This window comes from Serratia sp. 121840015-1 (assembly GCF_053627655.1).
The window spans coordinates 179,272-202,599 of record NZ_JBSEYF010000007.1; the positions used below are offsets into that span (position 1 = coordinate 179,272).

Consider the following 23,328-nt stretch of genomic DNA (forward strand, 5'->3'; position numbering starts at 1 on the left):
GTGCCATGCGACATATTTTGATAGATACCGATACCGCCTCCGACGATGCCGTCGCCCTGCTGATGGCGTTGCGCGAGCCTGACGTGAGGGTGGAAGCGATCACCACGGTCGCAGGCAACTGCCCGCTTGAACAATGCGTCAAAAATGCGCTTATCTGCGTGGAAAAAGCGGGAACCTATGCCCCTCCGGTATACGCCGGCATGGCGAAACCGCTGTTCCGCACGCGCTATCACTCGCACCACATTCACGGCGAAGACGGCATGGGCGACATGGCCTTGCCCGACCCGCAGCTGACCGCCGCACCCATTCATGCCATAGACGCCATCATCGACTGCGCCGCACGGCTCAATGGCGAGCTGGAAATCGTCACCCTCGGGCCGCTGACCAATCTCGCGATGGCGGTGCTAAAAGCGCCCGCGCTGGCCGAACAAGTGAAAAGGGTTTATGTCATGGGCGGTTCCGGGCTGACGCCGGGCAATATTACCCCGCTGGCCGAATTTAACTTCTACGCCGACGCTGAGGCCGCCCATCTGGTGTTGAATGCCGGGCTGCCCCTCACCCTCGTCGGTTGGGAGATCGGGATGGGAGAAGCGTTTATTGGCGAGGACGATATTGAACGATTGCATCATCTCGGCGAACTGGGGCGCTTTGCCGTGCGCTGCAACCGCACGCTGATGGCGTTCAACGCCGGGCGCACAGAGCGTAAAGGCTTTGATTTGCCCGATCCGACCACCATGGCGGTGGCGCTCTACCCGGATATCGTCGAAACCAGTCTGGAGGCGTATTCCTGGGTAGAATATAAAAGTGAAAGGTCTTACGGCCATTACGTCATTGATTCCACCCATCTGACCGGCGAACCGGCCAATGCCCGCGTGATCACCCGCATTAAACCCGGCCTGTTTAAAGAAAAACTGTTTTCGTTGTTATCTCAGCCGTTAATGAAATAAGTGGCCCGTATGAAATTCGCTCCAAGAAAATTGAAGAAAGTGGAATTACACGTCCATTTGGATACCTGTTTAAGCTACCACTATGTCAAAAAGATCGACCCGCAAATAACCAGAGCGGCCTTTAATCGGCAATTTATCGCGCCGAAACGATGCGCCGATCTGGGGGACTTTCTAAGCAAGATAGCGCCGCAAATAGATCTATTGCAGACAAGCCAGGCGATAACGCTGGCCGTCGAGGACTTATTCGCGCAGTTGGCGGCGGATAATGTCATCTATGCCGAGCTGCGCTTCGCGCCGCTGCTGCATACCCGGCTGGGGTTAGGCGGTGAAGCGGTGGTCGAGACGGTGCTGGCGGCCATGCATAACGCCTCGCGGGCTTACGGTATCGCCGCCGGGCTTATCCTGTGCACGCTGCGGCATTTCGATGCGGCCGCCAGCCTGCAAACGGCGAAACTGGTTATCGATTATCAGGGAAGCGGCGTGGTGGCGCTGGATTTGGCCGCCGACGAAGCGCGTTACCCGCTGGCCAATCACATAGCGGCCTTTCGGGCGGTGCGCGAAGCCGGCGGCAACGTCATCGCCCACGCCGGTGAGGCGAAGGGCGCCGACAGCGTACGGGAAACGCTGGATAGGCTGCAGGTGTCGCGCATCGGCCACGGCGTCAGGAGCATCGAGGATGCTGCGCTTATCGAGCGCCTGGTAGCCACCGGCGTCCTGCTCGAGATCTGCCCCAGCTGCAATCTCGTCTGCAATCTGTTCGACAGCATCGACAGTCACCCGATAGACCGGCTGAAAAGGATGGGAGTGCGGCTGAACGTGAATACCGATGCGCGCACCGTCGCCGATACCACGCTGAACAAAGAGTACCAGCTGTTGCATGACGCCTTCGGCTGGCAGGATGACGATTTTAACCGCAGCAACCGACAGGCGTTGGAAGCGAGTTTTCTCGACGGCGATACTAAAATTAAATTAATGAATCAGCTCAAGGCCGGGCCAATGTGACCCGGTACGTTTCAAGGCTGAGCGGGTTTTAACGCCCCTGCGCCGCCAACGCCTGGGCGCAGGCCCAGGCCGAGCTCCAGGCCCACTGGAAGTTGTAGCCGCCCAACCACCCGGTCACGTCCACCACTTCACCGATAAAATAGAGCCCCGGCGCCTTGTGGGCTTCCATCGTCTTGGAGGAAAGTTCGTTGGTGTCGACGCCGCCGAGCGTTACTTCCGCCGTGCGATAGCCTTCGGTGCCGTTCGGCTGCACGCGCCAGTTCTGCAACAGATCCACCAGCGCCGCCTGCTGCGGCGCATTCAGCTGCTTCAGCGTGGCCTCCGGCAGTTGTCCCAACGTTTGCAAGCATTCCACCAGCCGCTTCGGCAAGTGCAACGCCAGGGTGTTTTTCAGGCTTTGATTCGGATGCTGGCGGCGCTGGTCATCCAGGAAGGCCGCCAGATCCAGCTCAGGAAGTAAGTTAACGCTCACATACTCACCCGGCTGCCAGTAGCTGGACAGCTGCAACACCGCCGGGCCGGACAGGCCGCGATGGGTGAACAGGATGCTTTCACGGAAGCTGACGCCGTTCTCGGCAGTGATCACCGTCGGCAACGAGACGCCGGACAGCGTCTGCACATGCTCCAGCAGCGGCTTATGCAGGGTAAAAGGCACCAGCCCGGCGCGCGTCGGCAGCACCTTGAGGCCGAACTGCTCCGCCAGCTTGTAACCGAATGGCGAAGCGCCCAGCCCCGGCATGGACAAACCGCCACTGGCCACCACAAGTGAGCGAGCACTTACTTTTTCACCATTCAGCGCCAGCGTGTAGCCATGTTCGGTTTTCTCCACGCCCAGCACTTCGCTGCGCAGGCGCATCGTCACCTGGCCCAGCTCGCACTCTTTGACCAACAGATCCACCACCTGCTGCGCCGAGTCGTCGCAGAACAGCTGCCCCAGCGTTTTTTCATGGTAGGCGATGCCGTAGCGGTTGATCAGATCGATGAAGTCCCACTGGGTGTAGCGCGCCAACGCCGACTTGCAGAAGTGCGGGTTGTTCGACAGATAGGCCGCCGGCTCGGCGTACATATTGGTGAAGTTGCAGCGCCCGCCGCCGGACATCAGGATCTTGCGGCCCGGTTTTTTGCCGTTGTCGAGCAGCAACACGCGGCAACCGAGTTGCCCCGCCTGCGCGGCGCAAAACATGCCGGCGGCGCCCGCCCCAATCACTACGACATCAAACTGTTCCACCTGAGCCTCACTTATCAAAACCACAATCGCGACAAAAGAGCGCCATATTACGCCGTTTCGCCGCCGGTCACCGCCAAATTCACGGCGGCAGATTGTAAAGCCCCGGCGCCGCCAACGCCATAGTAAGAAAATATTACAGAGGTCAGAGGAGAATAACGCGTTGATATTCCATATTTTTGTTATAGACACGCCATCATTTCGTCATGTCCAAATCAAAAAAACGTCATATTTTCCTTTTCCCCGGCCCCGGTTGTCACTGATAATGCGCGGCGTTCATGTCCACAAACTGGCGTAACGCTTATGCTGCATTTGTTCGCTGGCCTGGATTTCCATACCGGCCTGATGTTAATTCTCGCATTGTTGTTCGTGTTGTTTTATGAAGCCATCAACGGTTTTCATGATACGGCCAATGCGGTCGCTACAGTTATTTATACCCGCGCCATGCGCTCGCAACTTGCGGTCGTGATGGCAGGTTTGTTCAACTTTCTTGGCGTAATGCTCGGCGGTTTGAGTGTTGCTTACGCCATCGTCCATTTGCTGCCTACCGATCTGTTGTTGAACGTCAGTTCAGCACACGGATTAGCCATGGTCTTCTCCATGCTGTTGGCGGCAATCATCTGGAACCTCGGCACCTGGTATTTCGGTCTGCCGGCCTCCAGTTCCCATACGCTGATAGGCGCAATCATCGGTGTCGGTTTAACCAACGCCCTGATGACCCACACTTCGGTGGTGGATGCGCTTAACGTCCCGAAAATGATTGGTATTTTCCTTTCTCTGCTGTTCTCGCCGCTGGTCGGCATGATGGTGGCGGGAGTGATGGTGTTCGCCTTGCGCCGCTATTGGAGTGGCACCAAGAAACGCCAGCGTATCCACATGACCCCTGCGGAACGTGAAAAGGTCGACGGCAAACGCAAGCCGCCGTTCTGGACCCGTATCGCGCTGATCCTGTCGGCGATTGGCGTCAGCTTCTCGCACGGCGCCAACGACGGCCAGAAAGGCATCGGCCTTATCATGCTGGTGCTGATCGGCGTTGCGCCGGCCGGCTTCGTGGTCAATATGAATGCAACCGGCTATGACATCACCCGTACGCGTGATGCCGTGACCCACCTGCAGCAATATTACCAGCAGCACGGCGACGCGCTGTCGCATGCGGTGTCGCTGACGCCGCTGGTGCCAAGCCCGGATGATGAAGCTGCGCCGAACAAGCCGGCCGAGTTCCACTGCGACAGTTCGCGCGCCATGCCGGCGATCGAGCTGGCTCAGGGCATGCTGACCAACCTGCAAAGCTACGATCAGCTGACGGTTGAGCAGCGCAGCCACCTGCGCCGCCTGCTGATGTGCGTGACCGACACGGCGGATAAAGTCGCCAAGCTGCCGGAAACCTCATCCGCCGACCAGCGCTTCCTGAAGAACCTGCGTCAGGATCTGCTGCAGACCGTCGAGTACGCGCCGATGTGGATCATCGTCGCCGTCGCGCTGGCGCTGTCGCTCGGCACCATGGTGGGCTGGAAACGCGTGGCCACCACCATCGGCGAGAAGATCGGCAAGAAAGGCATGACCTACGCCCAGGGCGTGTCGGCCCAGATGACCGCAGCGCTGTCGATCGGCGTGGCGAGCTATACCGGCATGCCGGTCTCCACCACCCACGTCCTCTCTTCGGCGGTTGCCGGGACGATGATCGTGGACGGCGGCGGCGTGCAGAGCAAAACCGTGAAGAACATCCTGTTGGCCTGGGTACTGACCCTGCCAATCTCGATTCTGCTTTCCGGTGCGCTGTATTGGGTCGCGTTGAAGCTGATCTAAGCGATAAGCATCATGAGAAAGGCGGCCGAAAGGCCGCCTTTTTTTGCCTGCATCAAGGGAAACAGGAAGGCATTAATACCAAATCATCAGCGCTATCAGGCTGATGACCACCAGACCGCACAGGGCCGAGGTCAGCATAAACTGCCCGCGCACCCGCTCGCAGCGGCGAATAAACTCCGGATCGTGGTGCTCGACATAGCGTTGCGCAAAGATATAGCGCACCAGCCTCAGCTGCTTGCTGGGTTGCCCGTGGGCGGTGAAGAAACCGCCGCCGTCAACGTATTGGTACAGCAGCGGGTCACAGCCGCGCAATACCACCAGCAGCGCGCGCAGAGAAGAGTAATACCGCACCATGTTTACCACACACACCACACATAAGGCCCAAAACAGCGCGACGGTACTGATCATGATTGCCCCCTCAAGGCGTTGTTATCCGCGGCCATCCGCCGGGTCCAACCGCCCTACCTCATTACCCGATACTCTGCTGGAGCTTACCGCTCTCATCCCCTTTTTTGCCTGCACGGGCCACGCCCATAACCCACCGCCTCCGGAGACGTTACCGCACCGCACAGAGAGATTTGCACAGCGTGGTTCCACTCAGAGGGGAAATGATGAGGCCCATATCCATCATTGTAGGTTAATGAAACGCAAACTGGCCTGATCAGTGGATAAAATTTACCGCCCCGCGCCGAAATGCCCTCCGCCGGGGCGGGCTAACGGCAGTGATTGGTCGGTTTTTCTGGATAGTCTATCCCGCTCCACGCCGCTGATCTTTCCCCCCACGCTGGCTAGACTCAGGTTTCCGTTACGTTCATCCAAGGAAACTGTTATGGCAAACCATTCAATCAAGGGAAAAACCGTCCTCATCGCCGGCGGCGCCAAAAACCTCGGCGGGCTGATCGCACGCGATTTGGCTGAACAAGGCGCCAAAGCGGTGGTGATCCACTACAACAGCGCCGCTTCCCAAGCCGAAGCGGAAAAAACCGTCGCCGCCATTCAGGCCGCCGGGGCGCAAGGCGTCGCGCTACAGGCCGATCTCACCACCGCAGGCGCGGTCGAAAAGCTGTTCGCCGATGCGGTCGCCGCCGTCGGCAAGCCGGATATCGCCATCAATACCGTCGGCAAAGTGCTGAAAAAGCCGATGGTCGACATCAGCGAAGCCGAGTACGACGAGATGACGGCGGTCAACGCCAAAACCGCGTTCTTCTTCCTGAAAGAGGCGGGCAAACACCTCAACGACAACGGTAAAATCTGCACGCTGGTCACCTCGCTGCTCGGCGCCTTCACGCCGTTTTACGCCGCTTACGCCGGCACCAAAGCGCCGGTGGAACACTTCACCCGCGCCGCCGCCAAGGAGTTTGGCGAACGCGGTATCTCCGTGACGGCGGTCGGCCCCGGCCCGATGGACACCCCGTTCTTCTACCCGGCGGAGGGTGCGGACGCCGTGGCCTACCACAAGACGGCAGCGGCGCTGTCGCCGTTCAGCAAAACCGGCCTGACCGATATCGAAGACGTGGTGCCGTTCATCCGCCACCTGGTCAGCGACGGCTGGTGGGTAACCGGCCAAACCATCCTGATCAACGGCGGCTACACCACCAAATAAGTTCGACGGGGGCACAGATGCCCCCGCACCTGCTCGCGCGCAACCGCGCCATGCGGCTACACTCTCTGTCAGAAACGGCGCCAAGGAACAGCAGGTCAACGAGATGGACAGATTCAATCAATACCGCGTATTCGTCCAGGTGGCGGAAATGGGCAGCTTTATCCGGGCGGCCCATGCGCTGGAGGTGCCGCGCGCCTCGGTGTCCGCCGCCGTGCAACAGCTGGAAACGCAGCTGGGCGTGCGCCTGCTGCACCGCACCACGCGGCAGGTGCGGCTGACCGCCGACGGCGAACAGCTGCTCGAGCGGCTGCGCCCGCTGCTGGCCGAGGTGGAAGACATCGATCAGTCGTTTCAGGCCAGCCAGCGCCAGGCCTCCGGCCGGCTCAGCGTCGACGTGCCGAGCCGCATCGCCCGCCGGCTGATCGCGCCGGCGCTGCCCGGCCTGCTGCGGCGCCACCCTCATCTGCAGCTGGTGCTCGGCTCCGCCGATCGCGCCATCGATCTGGTGCAGGAAGGGGTCGACTGCGCGGTGCGCGTCGGCGATCTGCACGACAGCAGCCTGGTGATGCGCCCGCTCGGCCATATCGCGCTGATCAACTGCGCCAGCCCCGCTTACCTGGGCGAATTCGGCCATCCGCGCCAGCCCGGCGATCTCGTCGAGGGACACTGGAGCATCGGCTACGCCTCGCCCAAAACCGGCCGCGAATCCCCCTGGGAATACCAGGCCGGCGACGGCCATACGCAACGGCTCGAACTGCCCAGCCGGGTGGTGGTCAACAACGCCGAAAGCTATATCGCCTGCTGCCGCGCCGGGCTGGGGCTGATGCAGATCCCGCGCTACGACGTGCAACACCTGCTCGACGCCGGTGAACTGGTTGAAGTCCTGCCCGGTTACCGCGCCGCCTCCATGCCGATCGCCCTGATCTACCCCCACCGCCGCCAGCGATCGCGCCGCCTGGCGGTGTTTCATGAGTGGTTTGAAAGCCTGCTGCAGCCACATCTGGAGCGCTGATTGCACATTTAGCGCTATACTTTGTTTAATAACGCTTATAATTCAAGCGGTCAGACCGTCAGCATCCGCATAATTCATAGGCTTTTACGCCGCGCGGGTGTACAACGAAAGGTATCGGGCGGAGAGATTTTCGATGCGGCGCAGTGTGATCGCCCCAACATATCATTGCGTTATCCGAATGATACTATGGAACCAAAAGCGCCAGGCGGGTAAACGGAACGCCTGCTAACCCTTTTTAATCGGCATGTTTATGGAAGGAGTATTCTTATGGCTTACAAACACATACTGATCGCGGTGGACCTATCCCCGGAAAGCAAAATCCTGGTAGAAAAAGCCGTCTCGATGGCGCGGCCGTACAACGCTAAAGTTTCTCTGATCCACGTCGATGTCAACTATTCCGACCTCTATACCGGCCTGATCGACGTCAATCTCGGCGACATGCAAAAACGCATCTCCGAGGAAACCCATCAGGCGCTGACCGAGCTGTCGCAGAACGCCAGCTACCCGATCACCGAGACCCTGAGCGGCAGCGGCGATCTGGCGCAGGTATTGGTCGATGCCATCAAGAAATACGACATGGACCTGGTGCTGTGCGGCCACCACCAGGACTTCTGGAGCAAGCTGATGTCTTCCGCTCGCCAGCTGATCAATACCGTGCACATCGATATGCTGATCGTGCCGCTGCGCGATGAAGAAGACGAATAAAGTAAGCACTCGCTAACTTAACTGCCCAACGCCCGCGCCCTGCGGGCGTTTTTCATGCCGCCACGCCGATTAATCGCTTGATAATCAACCGCCCTCCGATGATATAGTCGCTAAAGACACAACATCCTCCCCCGGGCATCGCCTATACCCATATCTATAAGAAATAGCGGGGGAAATTTAATGCGAAAAGGAGTTATCCATGGAATATGCCGTATCGGTAGAGTCTTTCCTGTCCTCGTTACAACGCCATAACCCCCACCAGCCGGAATATTTGCAGGCGGTGCGCGAAGTATTCACCTCGCTGTGGCCGTTTATCGAACGCAACCCGCACTATCGCGAACAGGCGCTGTTGGAGCGCCTGGTGGAGCCCGAGCGCGTCATTCAGTTCCGCGTCAGCTGGGTGGACGATCGCGGCCAGGTGCAGGTCAACCGCGCCTTCCGCGTACAATTCAACTCGGCTATCGGTCCCTACAAGGGCGGCATGCGCTTCCACCCGTCGGTGAACCTGTCGATCCTGAAGTTCCTCGGTTTTGAGCAGACCTTCAAGAACGCGTTGACCACCCTGCCGATGGGCGGCGGCAAAGGCGGCTCCGATTTCGATCCGAAGGGCAAAAGCCAGGGCGAGATCATGCGCTTCTGCCAGGCGCTGATGACCGAGCTGTATCGTCATCTGGGCCCGGACACCGACGTGCCGGCCGGCGATATCGGCGTCGGCGGCCGCGAAGTCGGCTTTATGGCCGGCATGATGAAAAAACTGTCCAACAATACCGCCTGCGTGTTTACCGGCAAGGGCCTCTCCTTCGGCGGCAGCCTGATCCGCCCCGAGGCGACCGGCTATGGCCTGGTGTACTTCACCGACGCCATGCTGCAGCGCCACGGCCTGGGCTTTGAGGGCATGCGGGTGGCGGTGTCCGGCTCCGGCAACGTGGCGCAGTACACCATCGAGAAAGCGCTGGAGCTGGACGCGCGCGTGATCACCGTGTCGGATTCCGGCGGCACCCTGGTGGACGAAGACGGCTTCACCACCGAGAAGCTGGCGCACCTGGCGGAGATCAAAAACCAACGCTACGGCCGGGTGGCGGACTACGCCCGCGAACGCGGCCTGACGTATCTGGCGGGCCAGCAGCCGTGGAACGTGCCGGTGGATATCGCCCTGCCGTGCGCCACCCAGAACGAACTGGATCTCGAGGCGGCGCAAACGCTGATCCGCAACGGAGTGAAGGCGGTCGCGGAAGGCGCCAACATGCCGACCACCATCCAGGCCACCGACGCCTTCCTCGACGCCGGCGTGCTGTTCGCGCCGGGCAAGGCGGCCAACGCCGGCGGCGTCGCCACCTCGGGGCTGGAGATGGCGCAAAACGCCGCGCGCATCGGCTGGCGGGCAGAGAAAGTGGATGTACGTTTACAACATATCATGGCCGATATTCACCACGCCTGCGTGGAATACGGCGGCGAAGGCAAGCAAACCCACTACGTGCACGGCGCGAATATCGCCGGTTTCGTCAAGGTCGCGGACGCCATGCTGGCGCAGGGCGTGCTGTAATCCGCCTTAAAGGTGATCTTGTTCACACATCGATTAAATGCTTCAATGCCGGCCTCTGCGCCGGCATTTTTTTATGCTTTCACGCCATCCAGATGATACCAATACGTTAAATAAAAGTTAATAAAAGGTTATTTATTGCTTCATGATCGGTAGTAAATTTACCACCGCCAAATAATTAAACATTTATTTAACATTAAATACGCCATTATTTTACTTAAATGTGCGCAGATCACATTTCATTAACTTCAGCTACGCCCCCTCTTCCATTCCTTTGTAATCTGCAGCGGTGGAAAAACCGCCACCCCTACAGATAAAAAAAGGTACAGCTAATGAAATTTAACCTCGCATTATTAAATGCATGTGTGGTTTCTGCGTGCATGTTATCAACAACACCTGTGTTCGCCGCTGATAAGTATGAGATTGCCGTGGTCGCTAAAGTGACCGGCATTCCGTGGTTCAACCGCATGGAAGTGGGCGTCAACGAAGCGGCGAAAAAACTCGACGTCAACGCCTACCAGACCGGCCCTTCTACGCCGGATCCGGCTGCGCAGGTCAAGGTGATTGAGGATCTGATCGCCAAGAACGTCAACGCCATCATCGTGGTGCCGAACGACGCCAAGGTGCTGGAGCCGGTGCTGAAAAAAGCGCGCGACAAAGGCATCGTGGTGCTGACCCATGAATCCCCGGACCAGCAGATCGGCCAGTGGGACATCGAGACCATCGACAGCGAGAAATACGCGCAGGCCAACGTCGATGAGCTGGCGAAAGACATGGGCGGCAAAGGCGGCTATGCGATCTACGTCGGCTCGCTGACCGTGCCGCTGCACAACGCCTGGGCCGACTCCGCCATCAAATACCAGAAAGAAAAATACCCGGACATGTTTGAAGTCACCTCGCGCCTGCCGGTGGCGGAAAGCATCGACAAATCCTACGCCACCACGCTGGATCTGATGAAAACCTATCCGCAGATGAAGGGCATCATCGGCTTCGGCTCGCTCGGCCCGATCGGCGCCGGCCAGGCGGTGGCCAAGAAACGCGCCAAGGACAAAATCGCGGTGGTGGGCATCGCCATGCCGGCGCAGGCCGCCCCTTACCTGATGCGCGGCGACATCAAGAAAGCGCTGCTGTGGGATCCGAAAGACGCCGGTTATGCGCTGGTGACGGTGGCCGACCAGCTGCTGCAGGGCAAGGAAGTGAACAAAGACCTGTCGATCGAGGGCCTTGGCAAGGCTGACGTCGATATGGAACACAAAGTGATTCGGTTTAATAAGATTTTGGAAGTGACCAAAGACAACGCCCAATCGCTTGGATTCTGATTTTTCGCGTAATTTCGCCACACCGGGAAAGTAGTTAAACCCTCGTAGGGGCGCAGCATTGCTGCGCCCAGGGCTTCGGCCGCTACGCAAGCACAGGTTAACGTTATGACAGCCTCCCCCGCATTTATCACCCTGGAGAATATCAGCAAGCGATTCCCAGGCGTGCTGGCATTAGACCAGATCAACCTGACGCTGAATAAAGGCGAAGTGCACTGCCTGGCCGGGCAAAACGGCTGCGGCAAAAGCACCATCATTAAAATCATCTCCGGCGTTTATCAGCCGGAAAAAGGCGCCAACATTTCGCTGGAAGGCAAACTCTTCCACGCCCTGACGCCGCAGCTGTCCGGTTATTACGGCATACAGGTGATCTACCAGGACCTGTCGCTGTTCCCCAACCTGACGGTGGCGGAGAACATCGCCATTCACCGTTACCTGCCCGGCGGCCGCTTCTGGGTGCGCAAGCGGGTGATGCGCCAGACGGCGCTCGACGCCATGGCGCGGGTCGGCATACGCATCGACCCCGATAAAAAGGTGGAAAAACTGTCGATCGCCGATCGGCAACTGGTGGCGATTTGCCGTGCCATCGCCGCCGAGGCGCGGTTGGTTATCATGGACGAACCGACCGCCTCGCTGACCCGCCAGGAGGTCGACGGCCTGCTGCGGGTGGTCAACGAGCTGAAGGCGGCCGGCATCTGTGTGGTATTCGTCAGCCACAGATTGGATGAAGTAATGGAAGTCGCCGATCGCATCAGCGTGATGCGCGACGGCAAGCTGGTGGGCACCTGGCCGGCCAGCGAACTGGACAGCCATGAACTGGCGTTCCTGATGACCGGCCAACGCTTCCACTACAGCCCGCTGCCGCCGCTACCGCCGGCCGAACAGGCACCGCTGCTCGAGGTGCGCAACCTCAGCCGCGGCGAGAAATACCGCAACGTCAATCTGGCGCTGCGCGGCGGCGAGATCGTCTCGATCGTCGGCCTGCTCGGCGCCGGCCGCACCGAACTGTGCCTCAGCCTGTTCGGCATGACGCGGCCGGACAGCGGCGAGATCCGCATCGAGGGCCAGGCGGTGCAGCTGCACAACAACCGCGAAGCGGTGCGCCACGGCATCGGCTATGTGTCGGAGGATCGCCTGACGCAGGGGTTGATCATGGAACAATCGATCTACGACAACACCATCGTCACCGTCTTCGATCGGCTGCATACCTCGCTCGGGCTGTTGGATCACGCCAAGGCGACCGAGCTGGTCAACCGGCTGATCCGCGATCTGAACATCAAGGTGTCCGACAGCGCGTTGCCGGTGAAAACCCTGTCCGGCGGCAACGCCCAGCGCATCGCCATCGCCAAATGGGTGGCGACCCAGCCGAAGATCCTGATCCTCGACTCGCCCACCGTCGGCGTGGACATCGCCAACAAAGAGGGGATCTACCAGATCGCCCGCGATCTGGCGCAGCTGGGCATGGCGGTGCTGATGATCTGCGACGAGATCCCGGAAGCCTATTACAACAGCCATCGGGTGATGGTGATGCGCAAGGGCGAACTGATCGCCGAATTCGCGCCGCACCAGAGTACCGAGCAACAGATCGCCGAGGTGGTGAATGGATAAGTCATTATTGGCCCGCCTGGCCGGGCGGCACGAGTTTTATCTCGGCCTGTTGGTGCTGCTGCTGGCGATCGGCCTGAGCGCCGGCACCGACGAGTTTCTGACGCTCGGCAACCTGACCGACGTCGCCACCAGCTACGCCATTCTCGGCATCCTGGCCTGCGGGCTGTTCGTGGTGCTGATCGCCGGCGGCATCGACATTTCGTTCCCGGCGGTCACCGCCATCGCCCAGTATGTGATGGCCAGCTGGGTGATCCAGCACGGCGGCAGCTTCCCGCTGGCGTTCGCCCTGGCGATTGGCGTCGGCCTGCTGCTCGGACTGGTGAACGGTTTCCTGGTGTACTGGCTGAAAGTGCCGGCGATCATCATCACCATCGCCACCCTTAACCTGTTCTACGGCCTGCTGGTGTACGCCACTAACGGCACCTGGCTGTACGGCTTCCCGGACTGGTTCATGAACGGCATCAACTGGTTCTCGTTCCAGGGCGCCGACGGCTACGACTACGGCCTGACGCTGCCGCTGCTGTGCCTGCTGGGGACCATCGTCGTCACCGGCGTGCTGATGAACCGCACCCGGCTGGGGCGCCAGATCTACGCGATGGGCGGCAACCGCGACGCGGCGTCGCGCCTGGGGTTGAACCTGCTGCGGCTGCATTTTTGCGTCTACGGCTACATGGGCATTCTGGCCGGCGTCGCGGCGGTAGTGCAGGCGCAGATCACCCAGTCGGTGGCCCCCAACTCGCTGCTTGGCTTCGAGCTGACGGTATTGGCGGCGGTGGTGCTGGGCGGCACCAGCATGAGCGGCGGCCGCGGCTCGTTGACCGGCACCCTGCTCGGCGTGGTGCTGCTGGCCTTCCTGCAAAACGGGCTGACGCTACTCAGCGTCTCGGCCTATTGGCACCAGGTATTCAGCGGCGCGATCATTTTGATCAGCATCAGCACCACCGCCTGGAACGAAAAACGCAAGCTGCTCAAGGAGATCTGACATGACGCAGTTAACTCGGTTGATCCCAAGCGATCGGATCATTCGCCTGCAGGGCGCGATCATCATCGCGGTGGCGCTGCTCTTCGCCGGGCTGCTCGGATCGCGCTTCTTCAGCCTCGGCAACTTCCAGTCGATCGCCTCGCAGCTGCCGATCCTCGGCCTGCTGGCGCTCGGCATGGGTATCACCATGCTGACCGGCGGCATCAACCTGTCGATCATCGCCGGCGCCAACGCCTGTTCGCTGGTGATGGCGGCGATCATCGTCAGCCATCCCGACCAGCCGCTGTTCCTGGCGCTGGCGCTGTTGGCCGGCCTGCTGGTGGCGGTGGCGATCGGCGCGCTGAACGGCGCGCTGGTGGCCTGGATCGGCGTCTCGCCAATCCTCGCCTCGCTCGGCACCATGACGCTGATCACCGGCCTGAATATCCTGCTGTCCAACGGCGCGGTGATCTCCGGCTTCCCGGCAGCGATTCAATTTCTCGGCAACGGCGCCGTGCTCGGCGTGCCGGTGGCGCTGATCCTGTTCCTGCTGGTGGCGGCCGGGCTGTGGCTGCTGCTGGAGCACACCACGCTGGGCCGCAGCCTGTACCTGATCGGCTCTAACGAACAGGCCACCCGCTTCAGCGGCGTGAACACCGCACGGGTGCAGATCGCGGTGTATATCCTGTCGGCGCTGCTCGGCTGGGGCGCCGCCCTGCTGATGATGGCCAAGTTCAACTCGGCCAAGGCCGGCTACGGCGAATCTTATCTGCTGGTGACCATTCTGGCCTCGGTGCTGGGCGGCATTAACCCGGACGGCGGTTTCGGCCGTATTCTGGGGCTGGTGCTGGCGCTGATCGTGCTGCAAATGTTGGAAAGCGGCCTCAATCTGCTGGGGGTCAGCAGCTACCTGACCATGGCCCTGTGGGGCGGCGTGCTGATCCTGTTTATCGCGTTACAGAATCGAAAAGCCTGAGGAGAAAATAATGGCGAGCTATTTTATTGGCGTAGATGTGGGCACCGGAAGCGCGCGCGCGGGCGTATTCGATCTCAATGGCCGCATGGTCGGCCAGGCCAGCCGGGCCATCGATCTGTACCGACCGAAGGCGGATTTCGTCGAGCAGTCGTCGGATAACATCTGGCAGGCGGTGTGCAATGCGGTGCGCGACGCGGTCAACCAGGCCGACATCAACCCGATTCAGGTCAAGGGGCTGGGCTTCGACGCCACCTGTTCGCTGGTGGTGTTGGATAAAGAGGGCAAGCCGCTGACCGTCAGCCCCTCCGGCCGCACCGAACAGAACATCATCGTGTGGATGGATCACCGGGCGATCGCCCAGGCCGAGCGCATCAACGCCACCAAACACCGGGTGCTGGACTTCGTCGGCGGCATCATTTCGCCGGAGATGCAGACGCCGAAACTGCTGTGGCTGAAACAGCACATGCCTACCACCTGGGCCAACGCCGGTTACCTGTTCGATCTGCCGGACTTCCTCACCTGGCGCGCCACCCAGGACGCCACCCGTTCGCTGTGCTCGACGGTGTGCAAGTGGACCTATCTCGGCCACGAACAGCGCTGGGACAAGAGCTACTTCCAGCAGATCGGGCTGGAAGACGTGCTGGAACATGACGCGGCCAAGATCGGCAGCGACGTCAAAATGATGGGCGAGCCGCTGGGCCACGGCCTGACCCAGCGCGCCGCCAGCGAGATGGGGCTGATCGCAGGCACGGCGGTGAGCGTGTCGATCATCGACGCCCACGCCGGCACTCTCGGCACGCTGGGCGCCACCGGCGTCTCCGGTGAGGTGGCCGACTTCAACCGCCGCGTCGCGCTGATCGGCGGCACCTCCACCGGCCACATGGCGATGTCGCGCACCGCTCGCTTTATCGGCGGCGTCTGGGGGCCGTATTACTCGGCGATCCTGCCGGAATACTGGCTGAACGAGGGCGGCCAGTCCGCCACCGGCGCACTGATCGACCACGTCATCCAGTCGCACCCGTGCTACCCGGAGCTGCTGGCGCAGGCGAAAACCCAGGGACAGACCATCTATGAAGTGCTGAACGCCATTCTGCGCCGCATGGCCGGCGAGCCGGAGAATATCGCCTTCCTGACGCAGGACATCCATATGCTGCCGTACTTCCACGGCAACCGCTCGCCGCGCGCCAACCCGACGCTGACCGGCATCCTGACCGGGCTGAAGCTGTCGCGCACGCCGGAGGACATGGCGCTGCACTACCTGGCCACCATTCAGGCCATCGCGCTCGGCACCCGCCACATCATCGAAACCATGAACCACAGCGGCTACAGCATCGACACCATCATGGCCAGCGGCGGCGGCACCAAGAACCCGATCTTCGTGCAGGAGCACGCCAACGCCACCGGCTGCGCCATGCTGCTGCCGGAGGAGAGCGAAGCGATGCTGCTGGGCGGCGCCATGATGGGCACCGTGGCGGCGGGCGTGTTCGACACCCTGCCGGAGGCGATGAGCGCCATGAGCCGCATCGGCAAGACGGTCACGCCGCAGACCAACCAGATAAAAAGCTACTACGACCGCAAATACCGAGTATTCCACGAGCTGTACAACGACCACATGAAATACCGCCGGTTGATGCAGGAGGAGGCGTGATGCAGCAGGAATGGCGGCAGGCTGTGCAGGGTTGGCAAACCTACAGCCAGGAGCTGGCGCAGCTGGGCGAGCGCCTCGACGCGCGCACCTGGCAGCGGCTGCTGGCGCTGCTGGCCGACTGCCGCGGTAAAATCGCCGTCACCGGCGTCGGCACCTCGGGGATTGCGGCGCGCAAGATAGCCCACATGCTGGCCTGCGTGGAACGGCCGGCGGTCTACCTCGACGCCACCGGCGCGGCGCACGGCGATCTGGGTTTTCTGCGCGCCGACGATCTGCTGATCCTGATCTCGCGCGGCGGCAATTCCGACGAGCTGACCCGCCTGCTGCCAACGCTGCAGGCCAAGGGTGTGACGCTGATCGCGGTGACGGAAAACCCGCATTCCGCCATCGCGCAGGCGGCGCAGCTGACGATCGCCACCGGGGTGCAAAAGGAGATAGATCCGCTGAACATGCTGGCCACCACCTCAATTGTGCTGGTGCTGGCGATCTTCGACGCCGCCTGCGCCTGCCTGATGGCGCGCAGCGGTTACGACAAGGAGGCCTTGCTGGCGGTGCATCCGGGCGGCGGCGTGGGGAAAAGCTTGCGGGAGGAAAACTGAGGGCCCGACACCGCGGGCCCGGCAGACATTACAGCGGCATGTAGATATCGAAACGGTGGCTTTTGGTCAGCGTGGCGGCGTGCGCCGGCACGTCGGCCAGCGGCGGCGCGTAGTCCGGGCGTTTCACCACCACGCGCTTGGTTGCCAGGCGGCGCGCCGGCTCCAGCAGGCCGTCGGCGTCATCGTCGCTGCCCACCAGCGATTGAAACACCCGCATCTCTTTTTTCACCAGCGCGCTTTTTTGCTTGTGCGGGAACATCGGATCGAGATACACCACCTCGGGGCGCGGGCTGAGATCCGCCAGCGCCGTCAGGCTGGAGGCGTGCAGCAGCGTCAGACGCTCGCGCAGCCACGGGCCGATTTCCGCATCCTGATAGCCACGCTGCAGACCGTCGTCCAGCAACGCCGCCACCACCGGATTGCGCTCCAGCATCCGTACCCGGCAGCCCAGCGCCGCCAGCACGAAGGCGTCGCGCCCCAGCCCGGCGGTAGCGTCCACCACGTCCGGCAGATAGCTGCCCTTGATGCCGACCGCTTTGGCCACCGCCTCGCCGCGGCCGCCGCCGAAGCGGCGCCGGTGCGCCATGGCGCCGAAGACGAAATCGACGTAGATCCCGCCGAGTTTCGGCTCGTCGCGCTTGCGCAGCTCCAGCCGCTGCGGGGTCAGTACCAGCGCCATCGGCGCGTCGTCGTCGGACACCAGCTGCCAGCGCTGCGCCAAAACAGACAAGGCGCCGGGATCGGCGCCTGCTTCACACAATAAATACACGCTCACGTGTCGGGTTATCCTTTAATGCCGTAATGGCGCAGCATAGCATCCAGCTGCGGCTCGCGGCCACGGAAGCGTTTGAACAGCGCCATCGGCTCTTCCGACCCGCCGCGCGACAGGATGTTGTCGAGGAAGGATTTGCCGGTTTCGGCGTTGAAAATCCCCTCTTCTTCGAAGCGCGAGTAGGCGTCGGCCGACAGCACTTCCGCCCACAGGTAGCTGTAGTAACCCGCCGCATAGCCGCCGGCGAAGATGTGGCTGAAGGCGTGCGGGAAGCGGCCCCAGCTTGGCGAAGGCACCACCGCCACCATTTTCTTCACTTCCGCCAACGTCGGCAGGATCTGCGCGCCTTTTTCCGGGCTGTATTCGAAGTGCATGCGGAAATCGAACAGGCCGAACTCCAGCTGGCGCAGGATGAACAGCGCCGCCTGGTAATTCTTGGCCGCCAGCAGCTTGTCGAGCATGGCCTTCGGCAGCGGCTCGCCGCTCTGGTAGTGGCCCGAGATAAACGCCAGCGCTTCCGGCTCCCAGCACCAGTTTTCCATAAACTGGCTCGGCAGTTCGACCGCATCCCACGGCACCCCGTTGATGCCGGAGACGCCGGCGGTATCGATCTGCGTCAGCATGTGGTGCAGACCGTGGCCGAACTCGTGGAACAGCGTGGTCACTTCGTTATGGGTGAACAGCGCCGGCTGGTCGCCCAGCGGGCGGTTGAAGTTGCAGGTCAGGTAAGCGACCGGTTTTTGCAGCGTGCCGTCGGCCTTGCGCAGGCTGCCGACGCAGTCGTCCATCCAGGCGCCGCCGCGTTTGTTTTCGCGGGCGTACAGATCGAGGTAGAAGCTGCCGCGCAGCTCGCCGTTAGCGTCGAACAGATCGAAGAAGCGCACGTCCGGATGCCAGGTCTCCACGTCTTTACGCTCTTTGGCGGTGATGCCGTAAATGCGTTTCACCACTTCGAACAGCCCTTCCACCACCCGCTGTTCCGGGAAGTACGGGCGCAGCTGCTCGTCGCTGATGGAGAACAGGTGCTGCTTCTGTTTTTCGCCGTAATAGGTGATGTCCCAGGCTTCAAGCTCGTCCACGCCATAGTGCTGTTTGGCGAAGGCGCGCAGCTGCGCCAGCTCCTGCTCGGCCTGCGGGCGGGCGCGCTTGGCCAGATCGCTCAGGAAGCCGATCACCTGCTCCGGGCTCTCCGCCATTTTGGTCGCCAGCGACTTGTCGGCGTAGGTATCGAAGCCCAGCAGCTGAGCCAGCTCGTGGCGCAGCGCCAGCGTTTCCGCCATCACTTCGCTGTTGTCCCATTTGCCGGCGTTCGGCCCCTGATCGGAGGCGCGGGTGGCGAAGGCGCGGTACATCTCTTCGCGCAGCGCGCGGTTGTCGGCGTAGGTCAACACCGGCAGGTAGCTCGGCATGTCCAGCGTCAGCAGCCAGCCGTCCTGCTCTTTGGCCTGCGCCATCGCCTGTGCCTGCGCCAGGGCGCTCTCCGGCAGGCCGCTCAGCTCGGCTTCGTCGGTAATCAGTTTGCTCCAGCCCATGGTGGCGTCGAGCACGTTGTTGCTGTAGGTAGACCCCAGTTCGGACAGGCGCGCGACGATCTCACCGTAGCGCTGCTGTTTATCCGCCGACAGGCCGATGCCCGACAGTTCGAAATCGCGCAGCGCGTTGTCCACCGCCTTGCGCTGCGGCACGCTCAGCGCCTCGAACGCCGCACCCTCTTTCAGGCTGCGGTAGGCCTGGTACAGCCCTTCGTGCTGGCCAACCCAGGTGCCGTATTCAGACAGCAGCGGCAGCGCCTGCTCATAGGCGGTGCGCAGCTCCGGGCTGTTTTTCACCGAGTTCAGGTGCCCGATCGGCGACCAGATGCGCGACAGGCGATCGTCCGACTCCGCCAGCGGCTGACACAGATTATCCCAGGTGAACGGCCCCGGCTGCGCAACCACGCGCTCTACCGCGGCGCGGCAGTCCGCCAGCGCGGATTGCACCGCAGGCACGATATCTTCAGGGCGGATCGCCGAGAACGGCGGCAGGGAAAACGGGGTCAGCAACGGATTTGTCATAGGGCAGTCCTGATTAGCGTTGGGGCCCGCCGCGGGGGCGAGCCTTAAAATGCGTATGAATCTCTAACATGGAGCCAGACAACAGGAAAATCAATGCCCGGCGTTGATCGTTCGTGCCTTAAACGGCGCTTTGGCGGATGCGGGCGGCCAGCGCCGCCAGCTGTTCGTCGTCGGCGCGCGCGGCGTCGTGGGAGGAGATATAGCCCTCGTAACGTTCGAAAAACTTCGGCGAGGTCGATTCGATCGGCCGCCACTGATCCAGCGACGCGGTGCCGTGCAGCGGGATCAGTTTGGCGTGCACATGGTCGACGCCGTAGCCCTCGAACACCATGCCGCAGCGGCCGACGTCGTCGAACGCGCGGTCCAGCTGCTTCACCACCCGCTTGGTCGCCAGCATCAGCGCGCTCAACACCTCGTCCGGCAGGTCAAAGACGTAGCTCGGGTGGTGGGCCTTGGGGATCACCACGCTGAAACCGTCGGTGTTGGGAAAGATGGACAGGAACGCCAGATGGTCGTCGTCTTCCCAGATTTTATGGCACGGCGCCTTGCCCGCCGCGATGTCGCAAAAAATGCAGCTCATATCGCCTCCAGGGTGCAGCGTCGAGCCGACGGCCCGCCATCAAACACCTCTCGGCAACATAGCGGATATTTTGCTTTTTTACCGCTATTAAACGGCATTCCCCGCCCAAATCGCCGGACGCCGCCCATGCCAGGGCGCGGCGCGTTCCAGCTGTCCGGCCAGCTGCAACAACCGATCCTCACGGCCAAAACCGGCGACAAACTGCATGCCTATCGGCAGGTTGTGCTGCGCATCCTGGGCCAGCGGCACCGACATCGCCGGTACGCCGGCGACGTTAAATACCGGGGTGAACGGTGAATGATCGAACAAATGCGCCGTCCATTCCAGCCCGTCCATATTCGCCGCATTCGCGCCATAACGGCCAAGCCGCCAGGGCAGGTCGGGTAGCGTCGGCGTCAGCAGCAGGTCGTATTGCTGGAAATAGGCGCCGACTGCGCGAGTCACCCGGTTGCGTACCTCGAGCGCACGCACCATATCCACCGCCCTGGCCGCCTGGCCGTAGCGATAGCAGGCCAGCGTTTCCGGCTCCAGCGTTTCGCTTGAAATAGCCCGTCCGCTCGCTTGGCTCAGACCATCGACCCAGCCGACCAGATTGGCGCACCAGATTTGCGCATTGGCGAACACCAACTCTTGCCAACTGACGCCGATCGCCATTTCCGTTTCGCTGACCTGATGCCCCAACGCCGCCAATAACACCGCCGTTTCCGCCGTGGCGCCGGCGATGTTCGACTCGGTTTTTCCGCCGTTCCACGCCTCGGTCATCATGCCGATGCGCAGCCTGCCCGGTTGCCGCGTCACCTGCGATAACCAGCTGTGCGCCGGCGGCGCCGTGTAATACGGCTCGCCAACGTGAGGACGCTGCATCACATCCAGCAACGCGGCGCTGTCACGCACCGTGCGGCTGAGCCCCAGCTGGACGCCAAAGCCGTTGAAGACCTCATCCATCACCGGGCCATGCGGCACCCGACCGCGCGTAGGCTTGAGACCAAATACCCCGTTTGACGAAGCCGGTACGCGAATCGAGCCGGCGGCGTCGGTGGCGTGAGCGATGGGCACCATACCGGCGGCAACCGCCGCACCGGCGCCACCACTGGATCCACCGGCGCTGAAATCCAGGTTCCAGGGGTTGCGCGTGGCACCGTAAAGCACGGCCTCGGTGGTGGTGCTGAACGCCATTTCCGGCGTGCTGGTGCGGCCAAAGGTCACCAGCCCGGCCTGGCGGATATTGCTCATCAGATGGCTGTCGGCGGCGGCGACGCTGCCCTGCGCCAACCGGCTGCCCAGCTCAACGCGCTTGCCTGCCATGCTGATGGCGATGTCCTTGATCAGGAAAGGCACGCCCGACAAAGGCCCGTCGTCTTGTTCCGGCGGCTGCTCCCAGTGTTCCACCACCGCGTTAATCGCCGGGTTCACCGCCTCGACGGCGGCCCGCGCCGCCTCGACGGCGGCCCGCGCCGCCTGTTGCAGCGCCGCTGCGCTGACCTCGCCACGCCGCACCAATTCGGCCAATCCCAGCGCATCGTAGCTCACGTATTCGCTCAATTTCATCATCGTCCCCCTCTCCGTTGCGGTTTCACCGGTCTGTTCCGGCGTCCGTTCCACGGTAGGGAGATCGGCGCTATAGTTGAAATTGATAGATTTAATTCGGGGAATAGTTATCAACAATTTAAAGCGGCTCGATCTCAATCTTTTGGTTACATTGGAAGCGTTGCTCAGCGAGCGCAGCGTGACGCGGGCGGCGGCGCGCCTCAATCTCAGCCAGCCTTCGGTCAGCATTCAGCTTGCCAAGCTGCGTGAGATCTACCGTGACCCGCTGCTGCTGCCGAACCCGCGCGGCATGCTGCCGACGGCGCGCGCGCTCGGCCTGTTGGCACCGCTGCGCCAAACGCTGGCCGATGTGGGCCGCTTGGTCGCGCCGGAGCAGCCCTTTGATCCGCGGCAGGCGGAAGTCACCTGGCAGCTGGCCGCCGCCGATGCCGCTGAATACGCAATTTTGCTGCCGATGCTGCCCCGTCTGCGGCTGGCGGCGCCGAAATCCCGTCTGGCGATCCGCGAAGCGGCGCCCAAACGCATGAGCCGCGATTTGGCGGACGGGGTGATCGATCTCGGTTTTCTGAGCCGGGAAGAAGCGCCGGCGGAGCTGCGCCATCGGCCGCTGTTTCACGAGAACTACCTGCTGGTCGGCCGCCGGGATCACCCGCTGTTGCAACGGCCGCCCTCACTCGAACAGTTCTGCCAGCTTGAGTTTGTGATGGTTTCGCAAGATGGCGGCGGTTTTCGTACCCAGATCGATACGCTGCTGGCCGCACAGGGGCTAACCCGACGGGTCGTAATGTCGGTGCCGCACTTCCTGTTTATTCCCGCGTTGCTGGCGAAGTCCGATATGGTCGCCATGCTGCCTTCGCGCATGCTGGGGGAACTGTTGGGGGAATTGCGCACCTGCGCGGCTCCGCTGGAGATGCCGGGTTACGACATGGTGATGGTATGGCATGAACGTTCCCATCTCGACCCGGCCCACAGCTGGCTGCGCGAGCAGGTGGTGGCCGCGCTGGGGCCGCTATAAAATCTCCACCAGCGCAAACTCTTCGAACACCAGCCACATATCCGCCGCAAAAGTGCCTTCGCGGGTGAAAAATTCCCGATGCCCCTCGCGCCAAAACGCCAGGCTTTTGTCGCCTTCGCCCTCTTTGGCCGCCATCTCGGCGGTCACCTGGTCGTAGCGCACCAGGCGCAGCGCCAGGGTTTTGATCACGCAGGCCGGTTCGCCGCGGCCGTCGAGAATAATGCTATCGTCGCCGATCATCGGCGTTTGCTCCCGGCGATAGCTCTCATAGGAGCTGCAGGTGGCGGTCTTTTCCCCGCTCAGCACCAACTGCAGCAGTTCGTCGGCCAACTCGGGGCCGTCGCCGAACGCCCAGCGCGCCGCGTCGGGGTAGTTCGCCAAAATCGCCTGTTTGCTCATCGTCCTGTCCCT

Annotated in this window: 21 protein-coding genes; 14 read left to right on the top strand and 7 right to left on the bottom strand. The window is 61.8% G+C overall.

Features of this window, described 5'->3' with window-relative positions; all coding sequences use genetic code 11:
- Positions 1–5 precede the first annotated feature (5 nt).
- Positions 6–947, top strand: a complete 942-nt coding sequence (locus tag ACUXAC_RS23910; protein ID WP_100396783.1) for a nucleoside hydrolase — start codon at positions 6–8, stop codon at positions 945–947.
- A gap of 9 nt (positions 948–956) precedes the next feature.
- Complete coding sequence (gene add / locus ACUXAC_RS23915; RefSeq protein ID WP_454266904.1) at positions 957–1,949, top strand: adenosine deaminase; 993 nt, start codon at positions 957–959, stop codon at positions 1,947–1,949.
- Between the two features lie 28 nt (positions 1,950–1,977).
- Here add and ACUXAC_RS23920 read toward each other — a convergent pair whose 3' ends face one another.
- Positions 1,978–3,177 (bottom strand): NAD(P)/FAD-dependent oxidoreductase, encoded by a 1,200-nt coding sequence (locus tag ACUXAC_RS23920; RefSeq protein WP_454266905.1) that lies wholly within the window; start codon positions 3,175–3,177, stop codon positions 1,978–1,980.
- 300 nt (positions 3,178–3,477) lie between these two features.
- Between ACUXAC_RS23920 and pitA the strand changes: the two genes are divergently transcribed.
- Positions 3,478–4,980 (top strand): inorganic phosphate transporter PitA, encoded by a 1,503-nt coding sequence (gene pitA, locus ACUXAC_RS23925; protein ID WP_033636373.1) that lies wholly within the window; start codon positions 3,478–3,480, stop codon positions 4,978–4,980.
- Positions 4,981–5,052: 72 nt separating this feature from the next.
- Here pitA and uspB read toward each other — a convergent pair whose 3' ends face one another.
- Positions 5,053–5,388 carry a universal stress protein UspB gene (gene uspB / locus ACUXAC_RS23930; RefSeq protein WP_016930435.1) on the bottom strand — a complete coding sequence of 112 codons (336 nt, stop codon included), beginning with the start codon at positions 5,386–5,388 and terminating at the stop codon, positions 5,053–5,055.
- A 421-nt stretch (positions 5,389–5,809) separates the two neighbouring features.
- Between uspB and ACUXAC_RS23935 the strand changes: the two genes are divergently transcribed.
- The 10 genes from ACUXAC_RS23935 (at position 5,810) to ACUXAC_RS23980 (ending at position 16,948) form a co-directional block, all read left to right on the top strand.
- Positions 5,810–6,583 carry an SDR family oxidoreductase gene (locus tag ACUXAC_RS23935; RefSeq protein ID WP_049202881.1) on the top strand — a complete coding sequence of 258 codons (774 nt, stop codon included), beginning with the start codon at positions 5,810–5,812 and terminating at the stop codon, positions 6,581–6,583.
- A gap of 103 nt (positions 6,584–6,686) precedes the next feature.
- Positions 6,687–7,595 carry a LysR family transcriptional regulator gene (locus ACUXAC_RS23940; protein WP_447259812.1) on the top strand — a complete coding sequence of 303 codons (909 nt, stop codon included), beginning with the start codon at positions 6,687–6,689 and terminating at the stop codon, positions 7,593–7,595.
- A gap of 267 nt (positions 7,596–7,862) precedes the next feature.
- The gene (uspA, locus tag ACUXAC_RS23945) at positions 7,863–8,300 is read left to right on the top strand and encodes a universal stress protein UspA (RefSeq protein WP_049273181.1); all 438 of its coding nucleotides are present in this window, start codon (positions 7,863–7,865) and stop codon (positions 8,298–8,300) included.
- A 199-nt stretch (positions 8,301–8,499) separates the two neighbouring features.
- Entirely contained in the window at positions 8,500–9,843 is a 1,344-nt protein-coding gene (gdhA, locus tag ACUXAC_RS23950; protein WP_060441424.1) for an NADP-specific glutamate dehydrogenase, read from the top strand.
- A gap of 329 nt (positions 9,844–10,172) precedes the next feature.
- The gene (locus ACUXAC_RS23955; RefSeq protein WP_033636379.1) at positions 10,173–11,159 is read left to right on the top strand and encodes an autoinducer 2 ABC transporter substrate-binding protein; all 987 of its coding nucleotides are present in this window, start codon (positions 10,173–10,175) and stop codon (positions 11,157–11,159) included.
- 105 nt (positions 11,160–11,264) lie between these two features.
- Complete coding sequence (locus ACUXAC_RS23960; protein ID WP_060441425.1) at positions 11,265–12,764, top strand: sugar ABC transporter ATP-binding protein; 1,500 nt, start codon at positions 11,265–11,267, stop codon at positions 12,762–12,764.
- Positions 12,757–13,746, top strand: coding sequence for an ABC transporter permease (locus tag ACUXAC_RS23965; protein WP_047729644.1), 990 nt, complete (start codon positions 12,757–12,759; stop codon positions 13,744–13,746). The genes ACUXAC_RS23960 and ACUXAC_RS23965 overlap by 8 nt, the downstream gene beginning before the upstream one ends.
- A gap of 1 nt (position 13,747) precedes the next feature.
- A complete protein-coding gene (locus ACUXAC_RS23970; RefSeq protein WP_060424425.1) occupies positions 13,748–14,701 on the top strand; it encodes an ABC transporter permease in 954 nt (317 codons plus the stop codon).
- A 10-nt stretch (positions 14,702–14,711) separates the two neighbouring features.
- Positions 14,712–16,349 (top strand): FGGY-family carbohydrate kinase, encoded by a 1,638-nt coding sequence (locus tag ACUXAC_RS23975; RefSeq protein WP_038873847.1) that lies wholly within the window; start codon positions 14,712–14,714, stop codon positions 16,347–16,349.
- Positions 16,349–16,948 carry a KpsF/GutQ family sugar-phosphate isomerase gene (locus tag ACUXAC_RS23980; RefSeq protein WP_060424423.1) on the top strand — a complete coding sequence of 200 codons (600 nt, stop codon included), beginning with the start codon at positions 16,349–16,351 and terminating at the stop codon, positions 16,946–16,948. The genes ACUXAC_RS23975 and ACUXAC_RS23980 overlap by 1 nt, the downstream gene beginning before the upstream one ends.
- Positions 16,949–16,976: 28 nt before the next feature.
- Here ACUXAC_RS23980 and rsmJ read toward each other — a convergent pair whose 3' ends face one another.
- From rsmJ to ACUXAC_RS24000, 4 genes are all read right to left on the bottom strand, one after another.
- Positions 16,977–17,723, bottom strand: a complete 747-nt coding sequence (gene rsmJ, locus ACUXAC_RS23985; RefSeq protein ID WP_342121384.1) for a 16S rRNA (guanine(1516)-N(2))-methyltransferase RsmJ — start codon at positions 17,721–17,723, stop codon at positions 16,977–16,979.
- 8 nt (positions 17,724–17,731) lie between these two features.
- Entirely contained in the window at positions 17,732–19,774 is a 2,043-nt protein-coding gene (gene prlC / locus ACUXAC_RS23990) for an oligopeptidase A (RefSeq protein WP_147840532.1), read from the bottom strand.
- A gap of 118 nt (positions 19,775–19,892) precedes the next feature.
- Entirely contained in the window at positions 19,893–20,354 is a 462-nt protein-coding gene (locus ACUXAC_RS23995) for an HIT family protein (protein ID WP_387445178.1), read from the bottom strand.
- Positions 20,355–20,441: 87 nt separating this feature from the next.
- A complete protein-coding gene (locus ACUXAC_RS24000) occupies positions 20,442–21,905 on the bottom strand; it encodes an amidase (RefSeq protein ID WP_454266907.1) in 1,464 nt (487 codons plus the stop codon).
- Between the two features lie 106 nt (positions 21,906–22,011).
- Here ACUXAC_RS24000 and ACUXAC_RS24005 point away from each other — a divergent pair, with 106 nt between their 5' ends.
- Positions 22,012–22,917 (top strand): LysR family transcriptional regulator, encoded by a 906-nt coding sequence (locus ACUXAC_RS24005; protein ID WP_033649404.1) that lies wholly within the window; start codon positions 22,012–22,014, stop codon positions 22,915–22,917.
- Here the strand turns inward: ACUXAC_RS24005 and ACUXAC_RS24010 are convergent.
- Positions 22,912–23,316, bottom strand: coding sequence for an ASCH domain-containing protein (locus ACUXAC_RS24010; protein WP_060441427.1), 405 nt, complete (start codon positions 23,314–23,316; stop codon positions 22,912–22,914). The two genes, ACUXAC_RS24005 and ACUXAC_RS24010, sit on opposite strands and share 6 nt — an antisense overlap.
- Positions 23,317–23,328: the final 12 nt, after the last annotated feature.

Bases quoted from the DNA above. Each gene is read 5' to 3' on its own strand.
- ACUXAC_RS23995 (WP_387445178.1), bottom strand. From the start codon at position 20,354: ATGAGCTGCATTTTTTGCGACATCGCGGCGGGCAAGGCGCCGTGCCAT.
- pitA (WP_033636373.1), top strand. From the start codon at position 3,478: ATGCTGCATTTGTTCGCTGGCCTGGATTTCCATACCGGCCTGATGTTA.
- uspA (WP_049273181.1), top strand. From the start codon at position 7,863: ATGGCTTACAAACACATACTGATCGCGGTGGACCTATCCCCGGAAAGC.
- ACUXAC_RS23965 (WP_047729644.1), top strand. From the start codon at position 12,757: ATGGATAAGTCATTATTGGCCCGCCTGGCCGGGCGGCACGAGTTTTAT.
- ACUXAC_RS23940 (WP_447259812.1), top strand. From the start codon at position 6,687: ATGGACAGATTCAATCAATACCGCGTATTCGTCCAGGTGGCGGAAATG.
- ACUXAC_RS23935 (WP_049202881.1), top strand. From the start codon at position 5,810: ATGGCAAACCATTCAATCAAGGGAAAAACCGTCCTCATCGCCGGCGGC.
- ACUXAC_RS23910 (WP_100396783.1), top strand. From the start codon at position 6: ATGCGACATATTTTGATAGATACCGATACCGCCTCCGACGATGCCGTC.
- ACUXAC_RS23975 (WP_038873847.1), top strand. From the start codon at position 14,712: ATGGCGAGCTATTTTATTGGCGTAGATGTGGGCACCGGAAGCGCGCGC.
- prlC (WP_147840532.1), bottom strand. From the start codon at position 19,774: ATGACAAATCCGTTGCTGACCCCGTTTTCCCTGCCGCCGTTCTCGGCG.
- gdhA (WP_060441424.1), top strand. From the start codon at position 8,500: ATGGAATATGCCGTATCGGTAGAGTCTTTCCTGTCCTCGTTACAACGC.
- ACUXAC_RS23970 (WP_060424425.1), top strand. From the start codon at position 13,748: ATGACGCAGTTAACTCGGTTGATCCCAAGCGATCGGATCATTCGCCTG.
- add (WP_454266904.1), top strand. From the start codon at position 957: ATGAAATTCGCTCCAAGAAAATTGAAGAAAGTGGAATTACACGTCCAT.
- ACUXAC_RS23980 (WP_060424423.1), top strand. From the start codon at position 16,349: ATGCAGCAGGAATGGCGGCAGGCTGTGCAGGGTTGGCAAACCTACAGC.
- ACUXAC_RS23960 (WP_060441425.1), top strand. From the start codon at position 11,265: ATGACAGCCTCCCCCGCATTTATCACCCTGGAGAATATCAGCAAGCGA.
- uspB (WP_016930435.1), bottom strand. From the start codon at position 5,388: ATGATCAGTACCGTCGCGCTGTTTTGGGCCTTATGTGTGGTGTGTGTG.
- ACUXAC_RS23955 (WP_033636379.1), top strand. From the start codon at position 10,173: ATGAAATTTAACCTCGCATTATTAAATGCATGTGTGGTTTCTGCGTGC.
- ACUXAC_RS24010 (WP_060441427.1), bottom strand. From the start codon at position 23,316: ATGAGCAAACAGGCGATTTTGGCGAACTACCCCGACGCGGCGCGCTGG.
- ACUXAC_RS24000 (WP_454266907.1), bottom strand. From the start codon at position 21,905: ATGATGAAATTGAGCGAATACGTGAGCTACGATGCGCTGGGATTGGCC.